Origin of the sequence: Streptomyces sp. NPDC091649 (genome assembly GCF_044756785.1) — a bacterium.
In the GTDB taxonomy this organism is placed as follows: Bacteria; Actinomycetota; Actinomycetes; order Streptomycetales; family Streptomycetaceae; genus Streptomyces.
The window spans coordinates 184364-203471 of the sequence record NZ_JBIVTR010000002.1 but is presented as its reverse complement, the minus strand read 5'-3'; the positions used below and the strand labels follow the sequence as shown (position 1 = coordinate 203471).

The following is a 19108-nucleotide window of genomic DNA, read 5'->3' as shown; positions in this document are numbered from 1 at the left end:
CGCCCCCCGCGGCGGGGGGGGCGGGGGGGGCGGGGGGGGGGGGGGGGGGGGTGGTGGGGGGCGGGGGGGGGGGCGGGGGGGGGGGGGGGGGGGGGGGTTGGGGGGGGGGGGGGGGGGGGGTGTTTTTGGGGGGGGGGGGGGGGGGGGGGGGCGGGGGGGGGTGGGGGGGGGGGGGGGGGGGGGGGGGGGGCCCCGGGGGGGGGGGGGCCCCCCCCCGCGCGTACGGGTGACGCCGCTGGTCAGCCCTTCAGCTCGGCCGCCACCAGCTCCGCGATCTGCACGGCGTTCAGCGCCGCGCCCTTGCGGAGGTTGTCGTTGGAGACGAACAGGGCGAGGCCGTGCTCGACCGTCTCGTCGACCCGGACGCGGCCCACGAAGGAGGCGTCCTTGCCGGCCGCCTGGAGCGGGGTCGGGATCTCCGAGAGCTCGACGCCCTCGGCGTCCTTCAGCAGCTCCAAGGCGCGCTCGACGCCGATCGGGCGGGCGAAGCGGGCGTTGATCTGGAGCGAGTGGCCGGAGAAGACCGGGACCCGGACGCAGGTGCCGGACACCTTCAGCCCCGGGATCTCCAGGATCTTGCGGGACTCGTTGCGGAGCTTCTGCTCCTCGTCCGTCTCGAACGAGCCGTCGTCCACGATCGAGCCCGCCAGCGGCAGCACGTTGAAGGCGATCGGGCGCTTGTAGACGGCCGGCTCGGGGAAGTCCACGGCCTCGCCGTCGTGGGCCAGCTTCTCGGCCTCGGCGACGACCTTGGCCGCCTGCCCGTGCAGCTCGGCGACACCGGCGACCCCCGAGCCGGAGACGGCCTGGTAGGTGGCGACCGTCAGCGCTTCGAGGCCGGCCTCGTCGTGCAGCGGGCGCAGCACCGGCATGGCGGCCATCGTCGTGCAGTTCGGGTTGGCGATGATGCCCTTCGGGCGGACCCGGGCCGCGTGCGGGTTGACCTCGGAGACCACGAGGGGGACCTCGGGGTCCTTGCGCCAGGCGGAGGAGTTGTCGATCACCACGGCGCCCTGGGCGGCGACCTTCTCGGCCAGCGCCTTCGAGGTGGCGCCGCCGGCGGAGAACAGCACGATGTCCAGGCCCGTGTAGTCGGCCGTGGAGGCGTCCTCGACGGTGACGCCGGAGCCCTGGAAATCGATCGTGGAGCCCGCGGACCGGGCGGAGGCGAACAGCCGCAGCTCGTCGACCGGGAAGTTCCGGTCGGCCAGGATCCTGAGCATGACTGTGCCGACCTGACCGGTGGCGCCGACGATTCCGACCTTCACGAGGACTCCTCTGTTCTGACGTCTGCACGTCGTCGCACGGGCGTGCGCCTGTACTTTCCGTACGCCCGCACGCCCATGCGCTTCTCTGTCTGTGCGGCCCGTTTGCCGCTCCATGATGCGTATGTCCTGGCCCGCCTTGTCCAATCCATTGTCCGGCCTGCGGACTCCGCGCGCGAGGACCGCGGGTTCTGCGGCTTCCTTGCGGGGGAAGGGAAGCATCTGCGGCGGGGGGCGGGCCGTGTGACGAGGAACACGCACGGCGGGGCGGGTGCTCGTGAGAGCGCCCGCCCCGCCGTCGTACCGATGGATCCGTTACGGCGCGACCTTCTCGATCACGACGCTGCCGGTGCCCGCGGCGGTGCCGCGCGCGTTGACCAGCTGGACCTCGCCGAAGAACTGACGGCCCTCGGGAGCCGCTCCGGCGACCACGACCTCGGCGCCGACCCGGGCCGACGCACCGTTGGCCAGGTTGACGGCCTTGGCGGAGTCGACCTCGATCGTGCCGAGCGAGGCCGAGTAGAAGACGTCGCGGTAGTCGTACGTGGTCGTCCCGGCCGGGACCGAGTAACCGTCGACGACGACCGTGTACGTGCCCGCGGCGGGCTTCACGAGGCTGACCCGCTCCTCGGAGCCGGCCGTGGTCCCGCTGCCGACCTGGGTGGCGCCCCGGTAGACGTACAGGTCGATGTCCGCGTTGGCGTCCGAGGTGGCGCCGATGGCGACGTCGAGCTTCTCGACGCCCTCGCCGATGGTGACCGTGGTCTGACGGGTCTCACCCGTGGCGATCGACGGCTTGGCCACCTTGGCCGAGCCCAGCGAGCCGCCCTGGAGCTTGCCCTGGAGCGCCGCGGCGCCGTTGGTGACCGTCCAGTCCACCGCGGCCGGAGCGCCGATCTTCGCCTCGGCGATGGTCCGCACCGCCGGGTCGAAGGTCACGCCGAGCAGCGAGACATCCAGCTTGTACGGGTTGTCCAGCAGCGGCGACGTACGGCGCGACTCGACCTCGATCTCCCACACCCCGGGCTGCGGGTCCTTGTAGGACCGCGCGTCCGGGCGGCAGGTGTTGGCCGGGTTCTCGTAGTTCGGGTAGCAGTTGATCGTCGAGGTCGAGTCGACCGGCGTCCCGTACGGGTGCAGGGCGATGAACCGCGTCTGGCTGCCCGAGCGCAGGGCGCTGAGGGCGACCTCAAGGGTCTTCGCGCCCTCCGGCACGTTGACGAAGTACGACGTGGTGCCGTTGCGCTGGACCGAGCCGGACGCCTTGTAGGCGTAACCGGGCTGCTTCAGGTCGTGGGCGATCACGACCGTGGTCATGATCTGGTGGTCGACGCCGGAGGTCTTCTTGTCGTCGACCCGCAGGATGGCGCTGTGCACCCCGGCGGTCTTCGCCTTGGCCCTGACCTTGACCTTGACCGGCGTGTCGAGCGGCAGCGAGACGTAGCGGGGGCTGCTCAGCTCGAAGGTGCCGTCGTTGTTCTTCCACGACAGCTTGTGCCGGACGTCGCGGTCCGGGCCCGTGGTGCGGGTGACGACGACGTCGTACACCTTGGTCTCGCCGACCTTCAGGCCGCCCTCGCGGTCGTAGAGACCGGTGCCGAAGCCCGGGTCCTTGAGCGCGAAGTCGATCGCGGTGTCGACCGGGGCCTTCACCGAGAACTCGTGCGCGGGCTTGCCCTGCTTGGCGATCTGCTTCCACGCCTTGACGATGTTGATCAGACCGGAGCCCTGGACGTGCGCGGGCACGTCCTTGATGTGGCTCGCGGTGCTGGTCAGCGCCGTGCGCAGGTCGGCCGGGGGAAGCTCGATGTTCTTCTGCTTCGCGGCCGACAGCAGCAGCGCGGCGGCACCCGCCGCCTGCGGGGAGGCCATCGAGGTGCCCTGGAGCATGGAGTAGCCGGCCGGCAGGTCGTAACCCGCCTCCTTGACCGGACCGCCCGGCGCCCAGGTCTGGGTGGTGTTGATGGACGCGCCCGGCGCCGAGATGATCGGCGTGAAGCCGCCGTCCTCGCGCGGACCGCGCGAGGAGAAGGGCAGCATGTCGTACTTCTTGGTGACGTTGGAGCCGTAGTTGGCCGCCCACGTCTCCTTGGAGATCGACGCGCCGACCGAGATCACGTGGTCGGCGAGCGACGGGTCGCCGATGGTGTTGAGCCCCGGGCCGCTGTTGCCGGCCGAGATGACCAGCTGCACGCCGTAGATGTCGACGAGGCGCTTGTACAGCTCGGCGCGCGCGTTGTTGCCGTCGTTCAGCGGCGGCAGGCCGCCGATCGACATGTTGACGATGTCGACGCCGCGGTTGACGACGAGGTCGATCATGCCCTCGGTCAGCGCGATGTTGGTGCAGCCGCCGGACCAGGTGCAGGCACGCGAGGAGACGATCTTGGCGCCGGGGGCGGCACCGTTCATCTCGCCGCCGAACAGCCCGTTGGCCGCGGTGATGCCCGCGACGTGCGTGCCGTGCGAGCCCTCGATGACGCCGATGTTGACGTAGTCGGCCTTCGCGCCCGCGGCGTTGTAGACGACGTTCTTGCGGTTCTCGACGACGAACGGGATGCGCTCGACGACCGGGGTGCGCGGGTCGTCCTCACCGAAGTAGGAGACCTGGAACTTGTCCTTGTACGGCTTGAGGACCTTGTCGTCGGAGAAGTCCGCGTTCTCGTTCAGGTCGACCCGCGTGGTGCCGGTGACCGGGTCGTACAGCACGCCCCAGACATCGGTGGTGTCACCGTCGCGGTTGAGGTCGCCCGCCATGTCGCCGCCGGTGGTGGCCGACTCGGCGAAGGTGGCGAACTTGTAGTCGCCCGCCGGCGCCGACCAGGTCTTCCCGCCGGATGTGAACGTCGGGCCGGAGACCGACTGGGACATCCGCAGCCAGGTGCCGTCGCCGTCGCTCACCGGGTCGGTCGCGGTCACCCAGTCGACGACCTTGCGCTCGCCGGTGGTGGTCTTCCGCAGGGCCGGGTGACCGAGGTCGACGCCGGAGTCCAGGATGCCGATGGTGATCCCGCGGCCGTCGGCCTTCGGGTTCTTCTTGACGAACTTCACCGCGCCCGTCTCGTGGGACGGGTTGTACGGGTTCTTCGCCGGGGTCTTCTTGCCCGGCGCCGGGTAACTGCCCGTGGCCTTCGGCTGCTTCGCTCCGGTGGCCCGGTCGCCCGCGGGCGTCGGGTCGTCCAGCTTGATCTCCTGCTTGAGATCGATGCCGAGGACGGAGGAGAGCTTGGAGGCCGTCCTGATGGTGGACTCGGCGCTCTTGGTCGGGACCGTCGCGCGGACGTATCCGAGCTTGTCGTAGGTCTGGCCGAGCACGGAGCCCTTGACGGCGTCCAGCTGCTTGCTGACCTGCTCGGTCGCCCCGGGCCGGGTGGCGACCATCATGGTGATGTTCTTCTCGCCCTTGGCCTCGGCCTTCGCCAGGACGTCGGCGTCGGCCTTGCCGAGCTTGTCGCCCCGGTCGCTCGTGGCGGCCGGTTTGACGGGTGCCGGGGCCGGGTCCTCGGAGGCGAAGGCCGGTGCGGCGCCGGAGGCGGCGAGTGCGGCCGCCAGACCGGCAGCGGCCGCGACGCGGGCCGCGCGTCTGGCCCCGGGTATGGAGCTGGGGGAGTCCTTGGTCATCAGCATCCCTGTAATTGAAAGAGAGAGTCCGGAATTCGGTACCGGATGACCGCTCAGCCTGTCGTAAATGACAGGGGTTTGTGGAGAGTTGACGGGGGCGAGTCAGGTACATGGCATAGATCCGCCACGGGGCGCACTGCGCCACGAGGGGCGAATGGGGCCAAACGGCACGTCCGAGGCCCCTGAGGCGCGCCCGGCCGTGCGGATGGTCCGGACCAGCCCCGCCGGTGGTCCGGAACCGGCCGTGCCGGTGGTCCGGACCCATGGCGACCGAGGGTCGGGAATCGGCCGTCGACGCATCCGGGACCACCGCGCTCGTGGCCCGGACCCGCCGGGCGCCTTCCGGGGCGCTGCCCCGGGGCTCCGCTCAGCGCGGCAGGACCGTCACGTACGCGGCCGGCTCCCGGTCCGCCGCCGCCATCAGCGCCGTCCGTACCACCGTCGCCTGCTGGTCCACCGCCTCGCGCAGCCCCCTAGGCGCGAGGCGGACGACCGTGACCCCGAGCCGCTCCAGCCGCTCCCGCCTCGCGGCGTACGCGGACCACCGCGGGTCCGCCTCCGCCCGGCCGTGCCGGACGGGCGCGCCGTAGCGGGGTGCCCGGGTGTCCAGCTCCACCGCCACGGCCTGGTCGGGCCAGTAGGCGTCGACCCCGCCGAGCCGGGGCCCGTCCGGCAGTCGCAGCTCCACGTTCCACAGCGGCTCCGGCAGGCCGTGCTCGCGGACCATCGCGTACAGCCGCGCCTCCGCCGCCGTCCGCCCCTCGGCCAGCAGCGCGTCGACCGCGCCCACCACGGCCGGCCGCCCCAACAGCTTCGCCTCGCTCAACTCCCGTACCACGGCCGCGGGCTCGCAGTGGCCGTCGCGCACCGCCTCGGTCAGGAGCCGCCGTACGTCCGCCGCCTCGGCCGTGTCCGCCACCGTGTCCGCCAGGGCCCGGCCCACCGGGGCGACGGGCACCTCGCCCACCCGCACCGCGCCCGGCATCGAGGCGGTCCGCAGCACCTCGACGAACCGGGTGGACCGCAGCCGCCGGGTGCGCGGGACCAGCACGTCGATCCGGTGCGGGGCCTCCAGGCCCCCGGCCGTGGCGAAGCCGTACAGCGCCAGCGCGGCCGCCCCGGTGACCATCGCCTCGCCGTACCCCGAGTCCGCAGGGCCCGCCGGAGCGCGCCGCGCGGAGACCGGCGGACGCCCCGCGTACAACAGCGCACCGCGCAGCCGCTCCCGGCCGGTGGGCGGGCCGGGACGCAGCAGGTAGACCCCCGGCAGCAGATGCTGCCAGGGGCCGCCGGGCAGGCACTGGGCGGACGCCTGGGCGGCGGACACGCCCCGTGCCCTCAACTGGGCGGCGGACAGGACGCGGTGCGTCACGTCCCGCGGGACGGGAGAGAGGTGCGGGAAGAGCGGGGTGTTCTGGGTCATGCCCCGGGGCTTCCCGCCCGTGGAGGGCGCCCTAACCCCTGTTACACGCCCGTCGACAATCCCGGACAGCGCTGTCCTGAAGCACGGACGTTCGACAACCGAAAAGAGCCGTCGCGCCGGGAATCAGAGGGAGGGCGCCTCGGGCGGGTGTACGAGCGCCGCTTTCGCGCCGCACGCGCGCCCCACCCGAGCGCCCCCTCATGGTTCCGTACTCAGGCGCCGGCCCGGTCGCACTCCTGGCCGCGCAGCACCCGCGCGAGATCGTCGCGGGCCTCCAGCACCAGCCGCCGCAGCGCAGGGGCCGCGTCCTCGTGCTCGCCCAGCCACGCGTCCGTGGCGGCGAGGGTCTCGGGGCTGTCCTGGAGCCCGGGGAACATCCCCCGCACCACGTGCATGGCGATCTGGATGGACCGCTCCGCCCAGATCCGCTCGATCACCTCGAAGTAGCGGCTCGCGTACGGGGCGAGAAGCTCCCGCTGCGAGGGCTGCCCGAAGCCGCTGATCGTCGCCTCGACCAGCGCGTTGGACAGCTTGTCCGACTCCACGACCGCCGCCCACGCCTGCGCCTTGACCGCCTCCGAGGGGCGCGAGGCCAGGCACCGTACGTGGTGGCGCTTGCCGGAGGCCGTGTCGTCGCGGGCCAGTTCGGCGTCGATCGCCGCCTCGTTGGCCACGCCGTGCGAGGCCAGCGGGGAGAGGAAGGCCCAGCGCAGCTCCTGGTCGACGTCGAGACCGTCGATCCGGGCCGCGCCCTCCAGCAGCCCGCCGAGCAGCTGGAAGTCCTCCTCGGACGAGGCGACGGCCGCGAAGAACCGGGCCCAGGTCAGCTGGTGCTGGCTGCCCGGCTCGGCGGACCGCAGCTCGCGCAGTGCGCCCCGGGCCAGCGTCCGGCCGCCCTCCGCGCGCCAGCCGGGGTCCGCGTAGTCGACCAGCGCCGACCGCGTCCAGGAGTGCAGCATCTGGAGGACGCCGATGTCGCTCTCCCGCCCGGCGAAGGCCAGCACCAGCGCGATGAAGTCGCGGGCCGGCAGAGCTGCGTCCCGGGTCAGGTTCCACAGGGCCGACCAGCACAGGGCGCGGGCCAGCGGGTCCGTGATCTCGCCCAGGTGGCCGCGCAGCGTGGCCAGCGACCCCGCGTCGAAGCGGACCTTGCAGTACGTGAGGTCGTCGTCGTTGACCAGGATCAGATCGGGCCGCTCGGAGCCCGCCAGAGCCTCCACCACGGTCCGCTCCCCGGCCACGTCCACCTCGGCGCGCGCGTAACGCGTCAGCTCGCCCTCCGGCGTACGCCGGTAGAGGCCGACCGCGACCCGGTGCGGGCGCAGCTCCGGGTGCGAGGCGGCGGCCTCCTGGACGACGGCCAGCTCCGTCAGCGTGCCCTCCGCGTCGTACGTGGGCACCGGGGTGAGCACGTTGACGCCCGCCGTCTGGAGCCAGGAACGCGACCAGGCCGTCATGTCGCGGCCGGACGTCTCGGCCAGCACCGACAGCAGGTCGCCCAGGCGCGTGTTGCCGTAGGCGTGCTGCTTGAAGTAGCGCCGGGCGCCTTCCAGGAACGCGTCCCGCCCCACGTACGCCACCAGCTGCTTCAGCACGGAGGCGCCCTTGGCGTACGTGATCCCGTCGAAGTTCAGCTTGGCGTCCTCCAGGTCACGGATGTCGGCCGTGATGGGGTGCGTGGAGGGCAGCTGGTCGGCGCGGTAGGCCCACGCCTTGCGGTTGTTGGCGAAGGTGATCCAGCCGTTGGTGAAGCGGGTCGCCTCGACCATCGAGAACGAGCCCATGAAGTCCGCGAAGGACTCCTTCAGCCACAGGTCGTCCCACCACTCCATGGTGACCAGGTCACCGAACCACATGTGCGCCATCTCGTGCAGGATGACGTTGGCACGCCGCTCGTAGGCCGCCGAGGTGACCTTGCCGCGGTAGATGTACTCCTCGCGGAAGGTGACCATGCCCGGGTTCTCCATGGCCCCGAGGTTGTACTCGGGCACGAACGCCTGGTCGTACTTACCGAAGGGGTACGGGTAGTCGAAGTGGTCGTGGAAGAAGTCCAGACCCTGCTTCGTGATCAGGAAGACGTCGTCCGCGTCGAAGTGCTTGGCCAGGCCCTTGCGGCACATCGCGCCGAGCGGGATCTCCAGCGTGGAGCCGTCGTCGAGGGTGCGGCTGTAGTGGTCGCTCACGTAGTGGTACGGACCGGCGACGACGGCGGTGATGTACGTGGAGATCGGCTTCGTCTCGGCGAAGGTCCACACCCCGCCCTCGTGCGACTCCTCGGCCCCGTTGGACCAGACCCGCCAGCCCTCGGGGGCGGTCACCCGGAAGCGGTAGGGGGCCTTCAGGTCGGGCTGCTCGAAGTTGGCGAAGACGCGGCGGGCGTCGGCCGGCTCGTACTGCGTGTAGAGGTAGACCTCGCCGTCCTCCGGATCGACGAAGCGGTGCAGGCCCTCGCCGGTCCGGCTGTACGCGCAGCGGGCGTCGACCACGACCACGTTCTCGCCCTCGACGAGCCCGTCCAGTGCCACCCGCGCCCCGTCGAACACGGCGGCCGGGTCGAGGGCCGTCCCGTTCAGCGTCACCGCGTCCACGCCCGGAGCCACCAGGTCGGCGAAGGTCGAGGCGCCCGCACGGGCGGAGCGGAACCTGATCGTGGTCAGCGAACGGAAGGTCCGCGGACCGGACTCCCCGTCGCCCCCGTCGGCCCCCTCGGGCTCGCCGACGGCGGACCGGAGGTCGAGGAAGACCTCGTATCCGTCGACGGTCAGCAGCTCGGCCCTCTCCTGGGCCTCGTCGCGGGACAGGTTTTCACCGGGCACGGGCACTCCTTCGTGACGCGCGTCATTGTGTCGTGTTCGAACCCATTGATCCTTGCACGCGTCTTCTCACGGCCGCATACAGGGAATGGGAGGCCGCTCGGCGGCGTTCTGGCCCGCGGGCGGAACACGCCCTTCTGACACGCCCTTCTGAGGAGAGACATGTCCGAGAACACCCCGGCGAACGGCAAGACCCCGGTCGACTTCTGGTTCGATCCGCTGTGCCCCTGGGCGTGGATGACCTCCCGCTGGATGCTGGAAGTGGAGAAGGTCCGCGACGTCGAGGTCCGCTGGCACGTGATGAGCCTGGCCGTCCTGAACGAGGACAAGCTGGACGACCTGCCCGAGGAGTACCGCGACATGCTGGAGAACCAGGCGTGGGGCCCGGTCCGGGTCGTCATCGCCGCCCGGCAGAAGCACGGCGACGCGGTCGTCGGCCCCCTCTACACCGCGCTCGGCACCCGCTTCCACAACAACGGCGAGGGCCCCACCCGCGAGGCCGTGGCCGCCGCGCTGAAGGACGTCGGCCTGCCCGCCGAGCTGGCGGAGTACGCCGACTCCGACCAGTACGACACCGAGCTGCGCGCCTCCCACAAGGAGGGCATCGACAAGGTCGGCCAGGAGGTCGGCACCCCGGTCATCGCCGTCCCCGGCGCGGACGGCGAGCAGATCGCCTTCTTCGGCCCGGTCGTCACGCCCGCCCCCAAGGGCGAGGAGGCGGCGAAGCTCTGGGACGGCACCCTGCTCGTCGCCTCCATCCCCGGGTTCTACGAGATCAAGCGGACCCGGACGCAGGGCCCGGTCTTCGACTGACGCCGGCCGGTGACCGCGCTTATCCGTACGGGGCAGGATGGCCCCATGCGGATACGCGCGGGCGAGGCGGCGGAGGCCGCCGCACTGACGGAGCTGGCCCTTCGGTCGAAGGGCCACTGGGAGTACGACGCGGAGTTCCTGGCCGCCTGCCGTGAGGAGCTGACCGTCCGCCCCGCGGAGGTGGCGGCCCGGCGGACGGCGGTGGCCGAGGAGGACGGCCGGATCCTCGGCTTCACCACCCTGGACGGGGAGCCGCCGAGCGGCGCGCTCGGCATGATGTTCGTCGAGCCGGACGCCATCGGCAGGGGCGTCGGACGACGGCTGTTCGCCCACACCATGGACGGGGCCCGCCGCCTGGGCTTCACCCGCCTCACCATCGACGCCGATCCGAACGCGGAGCCGTTCTACCGGGCGATGGGCGCGGTCCGGATCGGCGTCGTCCCGTCCGGCTCCGTGCCCGGCCGTGAACTCCCGCTGCTGGAAGTGTCGCTGGGCTGAACGAACGACCCGGAGGCGCCGGGCTTCCGGGTCGTTGTCAGTGGTGCGTCGTACGGTGAGGGCCATGCGCATCTCACCGGAAATGATCACGATCGACTGTGCGGACCCCCAGGCGCTCGCCGCATGGTGGGCCGAGGCCCTGGGCGTCGAGGGCGCCCAGGACTACGACGCGTTCGTCGTCCTCCCGGCCACCCCGCTGGTCCTCGGCTTCCAGCGGGTGCCCGAGCCCAAGGCCGCCAAGAACCGGGTGCACGTCGACTTCTCCTCGTCCGACCGCCCGGCCGACGTGGAGCGTCTGGCGAAGCTGGGCGCGACCGTCGTCGGCGAGCAGTCGATGCAGGGCATGACCTGGACCGTCCTCAAGGACCCGGAGGGCAACGAGTTCTGTCTCGCGGACGCCGGGGGCCACTGAGGCGGGGAGAGCCGGGGAGGCCCCGGGCCCGAGATGGCCCCGGGGCGCCGCGGCCGGGCGCCGCTACTTGAGCCCGAGGATCTGCTCCAGCGGGTCGATGACGAAGTAGAGCAGGAACAGCGCGGCGGTGCCCCACAGCAGCCAGTGGACTTCGCGCGCCTTGCCGAGGCACGCCTTGATGACCACGTAGGAGACGAAGCCGGCGCCGATGCCGTTGGTGATGGAGTAGGTGAACGGCATGACGACGATGGTGAGGAAGGCCGGGATGGCGACGTCGTAGCGGTCCCAGTCGATGTGCTTGACCTGGGTCATCATCAGGAAGCCGACCACGACGAGGGCGGGCGCCGCCGCCTGGAGCGGCACGATCGTCAGGACGGGCGTCAGGAAGAGGGCGAGCGCGAACAGCCCACCGGTGACGAGGTTGGCGAAGCCGGTGCGGGCGCCTTCCCCGACGCCCGCCGCGGACTCGATGTAGGTGGTGGCCGACGACGAGGACGCGGCGCCACCGGCGACGGCGGCCACGCCGTCGATGAGCAGCACGCGGCCGAGGCCGGGCACCTGGCCCCGCTCGTCGAGGAGCCCGGCCTCCGCCGTGACACCCACGACCGTGCCCATCGTGTCGAAGAAGTCGGACAGGATGAGGGTGAAGACCAGCAGGACGACCGTCAGAACGCTGACCTGGCCGAACGACCCGAACACGTCGAACTGGCCCAGCAGCCCGAAGTCGGGTGCGGCGACCGGGTTGTCGGGCATCGAGGGCGAGGTCAGGCCCCAGGACTTGATGCGGGCGACCTCGTTGACGACGATGGCGAGGACGGTCATCAGGACGATGCTGATGAGGATCGCGCCCTTGACCTTGCGGGCGACCAGGACGATCGTCAGGAGCACGCCGAGGCAGAAGACGAGCATCGGCCAGCCGGTCAGCGTGCCGGTGCCGAGCTGGACGGGCACCGTGGAGTTCGCGGCATCGGGGATGCGGGTGACGAACCCGGCGTCCACGAAGCCGATGAAGGCGATGAACAGGCCGATGCCGACGCTGATGGCCTGCTTGAGCGGCTGCGGAATGGCGTGCATGATCGCCTCGCGCAGCCCGGTCACCACCAGAACGCAGATCAGCAGCCCTTCGAGCACGATGAGGCCCATCGCGTCGGCCCAGCTCATCAGGGGAGCGATCTGGTAGGCGACGACGGCGTTGATGCCCAGCCCCGCCGCCAGGGCCAGCGGCAGGTTGCCGCCCACACCCATGATCAGCGTCATCACCGCGGCGACCAGTGCGGTGGCGGTGACCAGTTGCACGCTGTCCAGCTGCTCGCCGAACTTGTCCTCCGCCCCGCCGAGGATGATCGGGTTGAGCACGAGGATGTACGCCATCGTGAAGAACGTGGCGAATCCGCCGCGTATCTCCTGGAGATAGGTCGAACCGCGCTCGCTGATGCGGAAGAACCGGTCCAGGACGCCCCCCGATCCGGTGGGCTTCGCGTCGGGCGGCGGGCTGGTCGTACTGGCGTGCATGACGGAGTCTCCTGAGCCTGCGAATGATCGGGAAGAGGGTGGCGCCGGTGCTGCCCGAAGAAGGGGGCAGCCACTGTGCGAACGCACATGCGGCACCTTGCGAGCGGATCATACGCGGCGACCTGCGAATGGCAACTACCCGCGTAGAGGGTCCAGTTGGTGCCTTTTCGGTCCTGTGTCTTCCTACGGAATCAGCGGTGAACTTTTCCGCCAAACCGGCAGTCAGCCGACAGTGGGTATGGAAGTGGCGGTGACAACTCCCTTACGCTCCGTACGTGCACCCATCACTCCCCTTCAACGCGCGGGCAGCGCGCGCCTTGCGCGAGAAGCTCGGGATGGCTCCCGGTCATGTCGCCTACGGAATGCGCGCGTCCTTCGGCACCTCGCACATCTCGCCCGAGCACGTGATCGCGTGGGAGCGGGGGACGCATGTACCCAGTGCGGCCGAACTCACCGCTCTCGCTGGTGCGTTGTGGTGCCAACCCAGTGAACTCATGGGCGCCCCGAGCACCTTGCTCGAACACCGCATCGCGCGCGGCGTCTCCGCCGAGGACGTCGCACGGGCCACCGGCCTCGCCCTCGACGCCTACACGCGCATGGAGGAAGCCGGGCTGTGGACCGGCGACAAACGGCAGTCCGTCAAGCTGGGGGAGGTCCTCGGCCTTCCACCGCGCGACTTCATCGCCATCACCAGGCTGGAGGACGACCTCGCCCGTCTCCTCACCGACGCGGTGTCCACGCGCTGGCAGGCGCACATCCGCGACATCGCCAAGCTCGTCTCCATGGAGCGCCGCGACCTCAAGAGCCCCTTGTCCGCCATGCACCAGGAGTACCAGGGCCTCATGGCCGCGACCCTGAGCCGGGCCGGCGGCGCCACCGCGTCCGGCGAGGACGGGCGTCGCTACATCGAGAACATCGTCGACCACTTCTGGGCCCGGCTGCCCGGGTCCGCGTGAGGGCTGTCCCCAATCCCGGCGGGCGCACGAGGAGAGCTACGGCGCCTCGCCGCGATGTCGGAACGCCCGAACGCGTTCAGTGCGCGGAGGTCCCTCCGCAGACCTGTCACACCCCCGGCGCCACCGCCTCCAACTCCTCCACCGTGCCCGACATCACCGTACGGATGTGGCGCGTCAGGTGGTCCGCCGGCCAGTCCCACCAGGCCACGGCCAGCAGGCGCGCGATGTCCGCCTCCGGGTACCGGCTGCGGATCAAGCGGGCCGGGTTGCCGCCGACGATGCCGTAGTCCGGGACGTCCGAGACGACCACGGACCGCGCGCTGATGATCGCCCCGTGCCCGATGCGGACCCCTGGCATGATCACGGCCTCGTAGCCGATCCAGACGTCGTTGCCGATCACCGTGTCACCCCGGCCGGGCAGCCCCGTCAGCAGGTCGAAGTGGTCGGTCCAGGAGCCGCCCAGGGTCGGGAACGGGAAGGTGGACGGCCCGTCCATGCGGTGGTTGGAGCCGTTCATGAGGAACCGCACCCCCGTGGCCAGTGCGCAGAACTTGCCGATCACCAGGCGCTCCGGGCCGTAGTGGTACAGCACGTTGCGGGTCTCGAACTCCGTGGCGTGCTCGGGGTCGTCGTAGTACGAGTAGTCACCGACCTCCACCAGCGGCGAGGTGACCAGGGGCTTCAACTGCACCACGCGCGGCTGGCCGGGCATCGGGTGCAGGACGGTGGGGTCCGCCGGGACGGGCTCGGGGGCAGAACGCATACGGGTCACTTCCCAGGAGGGGCGCGGGAGGGGGCAGGGGGCGCGGACGGGTGGGCGCAGGCCATCGTGGCATCCGGGCCGGGCGAGCCGCCGGTATTTTCCGCCGGGCCGGGGTGGGGCGATGCGGTGGTGCTGGAGGCGGTCGAGGCGGTGGAACGGGGCGTCCTGCTCCGCCCGCCGGACGCGGGCGGCAGCCCCGGCGGGTGCCCGGGCGTCGACGGCGTACGCCCATGGAAGCCCCGATTGGACTCGCCCCGCCCTCCGTCCTGTTCCCGGCGCGAAGCGGCCCCCGGGCCCACGGCCGGGCGGCCGCCCTACGCGGACACCGCCCCGCACCCCAGCCGGAACGGCGCTCCCGGCGACCAGTCCGCCGCCACGCCCCGCATCACCAGCGCGCTGTCCAGCACCGCGCTGCCCGGCGGGAAGCGGTCCAGGTCCTCGAAGAACGAGGAGCGTACGGAACGGGGCCGGCCCGCCGTCACCTTCCAGGCGTCCGTGGACAGTTCGAGGACGTCCAGATGGTCCCCGCCGGCGTTGGGGGAGAGGCCGCGGCTGCCGAGCCGGAAGAACTCCGACGCCTCCGCCAGGTCCGTGAACAGCCCGCTGCCGCGCAGCTCGTCGGCGGGCTCCACGGTCGCCTCCACCGCCACCTCGCCGTCCCGGGTCGCGAAGGCCACCCGTACGGAGTCGGCGTCCTCCCGCACCGTGAAGTGCGCGCGGCCGTGCTCGCCCGGGTAGATCCGCCCGCCCGCGAGGGCGTTGAGGCGCGAGGCGGTGTCACGGCGCGGGATGTAGACGCCGCGCTCGACGCCGTCCGGCCCGTCCCACTCCACGGCGATGCGGTGGGCTGCGTTCTCGCTGGTCAGCCCGGTCGCGGCGGGGGCCCAGGCGGGGCGGACGCCGCCGAGCCGCAGCAGGCAGATCCCGGCCACCGCCCGGCCGCGCACCAGTTGGGGCCGCAGCGGCGCGGGCAGCAGGGCCGCCGCGACGTGCGGGTCGACCCGGTAGTTCACCAGGAGGCGGCGTTCGATGACGCTGGAGAGGCGGGGCCGGATCATGAGGCGTCGCTCTCGGGCACGGAGCGCCACTTGGTGTTGCGGAGCACGATCTGCTCGGGGCAGACGGCGCTGAGGAAGCGCCCCACGCACATGGCGAGCCGCTCCTCGGCGAGGGAGTAGAGGATGCGGTTGGCGTCCCGGCGCTCGGTGACGAGCCCGGCCCCCTTGAGCACGCCCAGGTGGCGCGAGATGGACGGGGCGCTGATCGGGAAACGGCTCGCGATCTCCCCGGCGGCCAGCTCACCGCCCCGCAGATCCTCCAGGATCTGGCGGCGGGTGGGATCGGCGAGCGCGCGGAAGGCGCTCGCCTCTTCGTCGGCGGGTGAATCCATGAATGCATGTTTAGCACATGCGCTAAGTAGCTAAGCAGGTGCCATGGGAGAGCCCCCGCGAGTCATGTCCTCGCGGGGGCTCTCCGTTCGTCCGCCTGCCGGGGTGAAGGTTGAGAAGACGATCACGAGGCAGGGCGTCTGTGGTGGTGGGGCAGCGTGCCGGTGCCCGGTCAGGGGGCGAGCAGCAGCACGTCCGCGCGCTCCTTGGCGGCGGCGTAACGCTTCGCCACGTCCTGCCAGTTGACGACCTGCCACATCGCCTCGATGAAGTCCACCTTCTGGTTCTTGTACTGCAGGTAGAAGGCGTGCTCCCAGGCGTCGAACACGAGGACCGGGACCGAGCCCTGGCCGACGTTGCCCTGGTGGTCGTAGACCTGCTCGACGATCAGCTTGCCGCTGAGGGGTTCGTACGCGAGCACACCCCAGCCGGAGCCCTGCGTGGTGGCCGCGGCCTTCGTCAGCTGGGACTTGAAGCCCGCGTAGGAGCCGAAGGACTCGGTGATCGCGTCGGCGAGGTCGCCCACGCCGTCCGCCGCGAGGGGCTCGCCGCCGCCGTCGCCGGTCATGTTGTGCCAGTAGATCGAGTGGAGGATGTGGCCCGAGAGATGAAACGCGAGGTTCTTCTGGAGGCCGTTGACCGCGCCCCAGGCTCCCTTGTCGCGCGCCTCTTCCAGCTGCTCCAGGGTGTCGTTCGCACCCTTGACGTACGCGGCGTGGTGCTTGTCGTGGTGCAGCTCGATGATCTGCGGATTGATGACCGGTTCGAGCGCCGCGTAGTCGTACGGGAGTTCCGGGAGCGTGTACGTGGCCATGATGCGAGCCCTCCGACTGCTGGGAATGCCGTCCAGTTGTTATTGCAATCTATATGCAAGAGCAGGCTAGCAGCAGGAGTGCCCCGAAGTGATCAGTCTTTCGGCCCAGGACCTCTCGTCCCGCCCGGGCCGCGCCGGGTTTGCGGTGTCGCTCTTCCTTACTTTTGTTCTGGAAAGGTGGTTTGCTCCTTCCGTGCTGTGTGCGTCTGCCGGAGGTTTGCGCCCGCCGTTCCGGGGGACCCGGCGAAGCGGCCGGGCGGTTCGGGGCCGACGACCGCAGGAGTACCGCCCGCAGCCCGCCCACCCCGCTGATCAGGAGGACTTGATGGCACCGCCCGAAACGCCGAACGGCCCGAACGACGCCTCAGGTGGTCCCGACGGCCGCGGTCGCGCCCCGGACCTGGCCCCGCCCCTCGCGGACGCGGCGGGCTGGGGACCCCTCGACGTCCGGGCCGTCGACACCGTGCGGCTGCTGGCCGCCGACGCGGTGCAGAAGGCCGGTCACGGCCACCCGGGCACGGCGATGAGCCTGGCCCCCCTGGCGTACCTGCTGTTCCAGCAGGTGATGCGGCACGACCCGGCGGACGACCAGTGGCTCGGCCGCGACCGCTTCGTGCTGTCCTGCGGGCACTCCAGCCTCACCCTCTACATCCAGCTGTACCTGAGCGGCTACGGCATGGAGCTGGAGGACCTGAAGAGCTTGCGGACCTGGGGTTCCGCCACGCCCGGCCACCCGGAGTACCAGCACACGCGGGGCGTCGAGATCACCACCGGGCCTCTGGGGCAGGGGCTCGGCTCCGCCGTCGGCATGGCGATGGCCGCCCGGCGCGAGCGCGGCCTCCTCGACCCCGACGCGCCGGCCGGCGCGAGCCCCTTCGACCACCACGTCTACGTCGTCGCCTCCGACGGCGACCTGATGGAGGGCGTGACGGCCGAGGCCAGTTCGCTGGCCGGACACCAGGAACTCGGCAACCTGATCGTCTTCTACGACTCCAACCACATCTCCATCGAGGACGACACCGACATCTCGTTCAGCGAGGACGTCACCGCCCGCTACGCCGCGTACGGCTGGGACGTCCGGACGGTCGACTTCACCCGAACGGGCGACTATGTCGAGGACGTTGACGCCCTGCTCGCCGCCGTCGAAGCCGCGAAGAGCGAAACGGGCCGCCCGTCCCTGATCCTGCTGCGCACGATCATCGGCTGGCCCGCGCCCACCAAGCAGAACACCGGCAAGGCCCACGGCTCCGCGCTCGGCGACGACGAGGTGGCGGCCACGAAGAAGCTGCTGGGCTTCGACCCGGACGCCCGTTTCACCGTCGAGGACGACGTGCTGAAGCACGCCCGCGCGGTCCGTGAGCGCGGCGCCGAGGCCCACCGCGCCTGGGAGCCCGGATACCAGCAGTGGCGCGAAGCCCACCCCGAGCGCGCCGAACTCCTCGACCGACTGCGGGAGCGGCGGCTCCCGGAGGGCTGGGCCGACAGCCTTCCCGTCTTCGCCCCGGACTCCAAGGGCATCGCCACCCGCAAGGCTTCCGGCGACGTGCTCACCGCACTGGCCCCCGTGCTGCCCGAGCTGTGGGGCGGCTCGGCCGACCTCGCGGGGAGCAACAACACCACCATGGAGGGCGAGCCGTCGTTCGTGCCGGAGAGCAAGCAGACCGGCGAGTTCCCCGGCAACCCCTACGGCCGCACGCTCCACTTCGGCATCCGCGAGCACGCCATGGGCGCGATCCTCAACGGCATCGCCCTGCAGAGCCTCACCCGCCCCTACGGCGGTACGTTCCTGATCTTCAGCGACTACATGCGCCCGGCCGTCCGGCTGGCCGCGCTGATGAAGCTCCCGGTCACCTACGTCTGGACCCACGACTCCATCGGGCTGGGCGAGGACGGCCCCACCCATCAGCCCGTCGAGCAACTGGCCGCCCTCCGCGCCATCCCCGGCCTCGACGTCGTACGGCCCGCGGACGCGAACGAGACGGCCGTGTGCTGGCGCACCGTCCTGGAGCACCACGACCGGCCCGCCGGGCTCGCCCTGACCCGGCAACCGCTGCCCGTCCTGGAGCGGGGAGAGGGCGCCTGCGCTTCCGCCGAGGGGGCCGCCCGGGGTGGCTACGTGCTCGCCGACAGCCGGGGCGAGACGCCCGACGTGATCCTCGTCGGGACCGGATCGGAGGTCCACATCGCTCTGGAGGCGCGGGAGTTGCTGGCCGCCGAAGGGCACGACGCGCGGGTGGTCTCGCTGCCGTGCCGCGAGTGGTTCGCCGACCAGCCGTACGCCTACCAGGACACGGTCCTGCCGCCCGGCGTCCGGGCCCGGGTGAGCGTCGAGGCGGCGGTCGCCCAGGGCTGGCGGGATGTGGTGGGGGACGCGGGCCGCATGGTCAGCCTGGAGCACTTCGGTGCGTCCGCCCCCTATCAGCGCCTGTACGAGGAGTTCGGCCTCACGCCCCGCGCGGTCGCCGATGCCGCACGGGAGAGTATCCGCGCGGCGGCCGGACCGGTCCGGCCCGGCGGGGACCGCCCCGGCGCGGCCCCGACCGAGGGCGGCGCCGGGGACGTCGGCTAGGGCCTTTCGTCCGGGTCAGGTCGGGCTCGCCGGCACGCACACCTGCCGCGTGGTCGTCAGCCGCCTGTGCTCCGCAGCGGCCGACTCCTCCGCCTCGCAGCCGCACGCACCGGGCCCCGCTTCCTGATCCGACCCGATCCGGACGAGAGATCCCGGGTGGAGCGCCGGCCGCCTTCACGACGCCACCGCATCCCGCGTACACCGCACCCGGCGGCCCCGCGCACCCGGCCTCCGCGCGGCCGACCGCTCCCGCCGCCGGTTTCA

14 protein-coding genes are annotated in these 19108 nt (G+C 71.6%); 5 read left to right on the top strand and 9 right to left on the bottom strand.

The window, feature by feature from the left end:
• Positions 1–239: 239 nt before the first annotated feature.
• The 4 genes from ACIQMU_RS06140 to pepN all read right to left on the bottom strand — a co-directional run bounded on the left by ACIQMU_RS06140 (position 240) and on the right by pepN (position 9122).
• Positions 240–1268: an aspartate-semialdehyde dehydrogenase gene (locus tag ACIQMU_RS06140; RefSeq protein ID WP_352241528.1), complete on the bottom strand. Its 1029-nt coding sequence runs from the start codon at positions 1266–1268 to the stop codon at positions 240–242.
• A 312-nt stretch (positions 1269–1580) separates the two neighbouring features.
• Positions 1581–4889: a S8 family serine peptidase gene (locus ACIQMU_RS06135; RefSeq protein ID WP_352241527.1), complete on the bottom strand. Its 3309-nt coding sequence runs from the start codon at positions 4887–4889 to the stop codon at positions 1581–1583.
• A 361-nt stretch (positions 4890–5250) separates the two neighbouring features.
• Positions 5251–6306, bottom strand: coding sequence for a hypothetical protein (locus ACIQMU_RS06130; RefSeq protein WP_352241526.1), 1056 nt, complete (start codon positions 6304–6306; stop codon positions 5251–5253).
• 212 nt (positions 6307–6518) lie between these two features.
• Positions 6519–9122, bottom strand: coding sequence for an aminopeptidase N (pepN, locus tag ACIQMU_RS06125; RefSeq protein ID WP_352241525.1), 2604 nt, complete (start codon positions 9120–9122; stop codon positions 6519–6521).
• Between the two features lie 159 nt (positions 9123–9281).
• Here pepN and ACIQMU_RS06120 point away from each other — a divergent pair, with 159 nt between their 5' ends.
• The 3 genes from ACIQMU_RS06120 (at position 9282) to ACIQMU_RS06110 (ending at position 10842) form a co-directional block, all read left to right on the top strand.
• On the top strand, positions 9282–9932 hold the full coding sequence (locus ACIQMU_RS06120; RefSeq protein WP_352241524.1) for a DsbA family protein: 651 nt from the start codon (positions 9282–9284) through the stop codon (positions 9930–9932).
• Between the two features lie 45 nt (positions 9933–9977).
• A complete protein-coding gene (locus ACIQMU_RS06115) occupies positions 9978–10430 on the top strand; it encodes a GNAT family N-acetyltransferase (protein WP_352241523.1) in 453 nt (150 codons plus the stop codon).
• A 64-nt stretch (positions 10431–10494) separates the two neighbouring features.
• Positions 10495–10842: a VOC family protein gene (locus ACIQMU_RS06110; protein ID WP_352241522.1), complete on the top strand. Its 348-nt coding sequence runs from the start codon at positions 10495–10497 to the stop codon at positions 10840–10842.
• Positions 10843–10905: 63 nt separating this feature from the next.
• On the opposite strand, the gene ACIQMU_RS06105 is transcribed toward ACIQMU_RS06110, so the two are convergent.
• Positions 10906–12354: an NCS2 family permease gene (locus tag ACIQMU_RS06105; RefSeq protein WP_352241521.1), complete on the bottom strand. Its 1449-nt coding sequence runs from the start codon at positions 12352–12354 to the stop codon at positions 10906–10908.
• 335 nt (positions 12355–12689) lie between these two features.
• Between ACIQMU_RS06105 and ACIQMU_RS06100 the strand changes: the two genes are divergently transcribed.
• The gene (locus tag ACIQMU_RS06100) at positions 12690–13310 is read left to right on the top strand and encodes an XRE family transcriptional regulator (RefSeq protein ID WP_402688419.1); all 621 of its coding nucleotides are present in this window, start codon (positions 12690–12692) and stop codon (positions 13308–13310) included.
• A gap of 106 nt (positions 13311–13416) precedes the next feature.
• Here ACIQMU_RS06100 and ACIQMU_RS06095 read toward each other — a convergent pair whose 3' ends face one another.
• From ACIQMU_RS06095 to ACIQMU_RS06080, 4 genes are all read right to left on the bottom strand, one after another.
• Positions 13417–14073 (bottom strand): CatB-related O-acetyltransferase, encoded by a 657-nt coding sequence (locus tag ACIQMU_RS06095; protein ID WP_352241520.1) that lies wholly within the window; start codon positions 14071–14073, stop codon positions 13417–13419.
• A gap of 314 nt (positions 14074–14387) precedes the next feature.
• On the bottom strand, positions 14388–15131 hold the full coding sequence (locus ACIQMU_RS06090; protein ID WP_352241519.1) for a DUF2071 domain-containing protein: 744 nt from the start codon (positions 15129–15131) through the stop codon (positions 14388–14390).
• The gene (locus tag ACIQMU_RS06085) at positions 15128–15463 is read right to left on the bottom strand and encodes a metalloregulator ArsR/SmtB family transcription factor (protein WP_352241518.1); all 336 of its coding nucleotides are present in this window, start codon (positions 15461–15463) and stop codon (positions 15128–15130) included. The genes ACIQMU_RS06090 and ACIQMU_RS06085 overlap by 4 nt, the downstream gene beginning before the upstream one ends.
• Positions 15464–15633: 170 nt before the next feature.
• Positions 15634–16275: a superoxide dismutase gene (locus tag ACIQMU_RS06080; RefSeq protein WP_352241517.1), complete on the bottom strand. Its 642-nt coding sequence runs from the start codon at positions 16273–16275 to the stop codon at positions 15634–15636.
• 325 nt (positions 16276–16600) lie between these two features.
• On the opposite strand from ACIQMU_RS06080, the gene tkt reads away from it, so the two are divergent.
• The gene (tkt, locus tag ACIQMU_RS06075) at positions 16601–18844 is read left to right on the top strand and encodes a transketolase (protein WP_352241516.1); all 2244 of its coding nucleotides are present in this window, start codon (positions 16601–16603) and stop codon (positions 18842–18844) included.
• Positions 18845–19108: the final 264 nt, after the last annotated feature.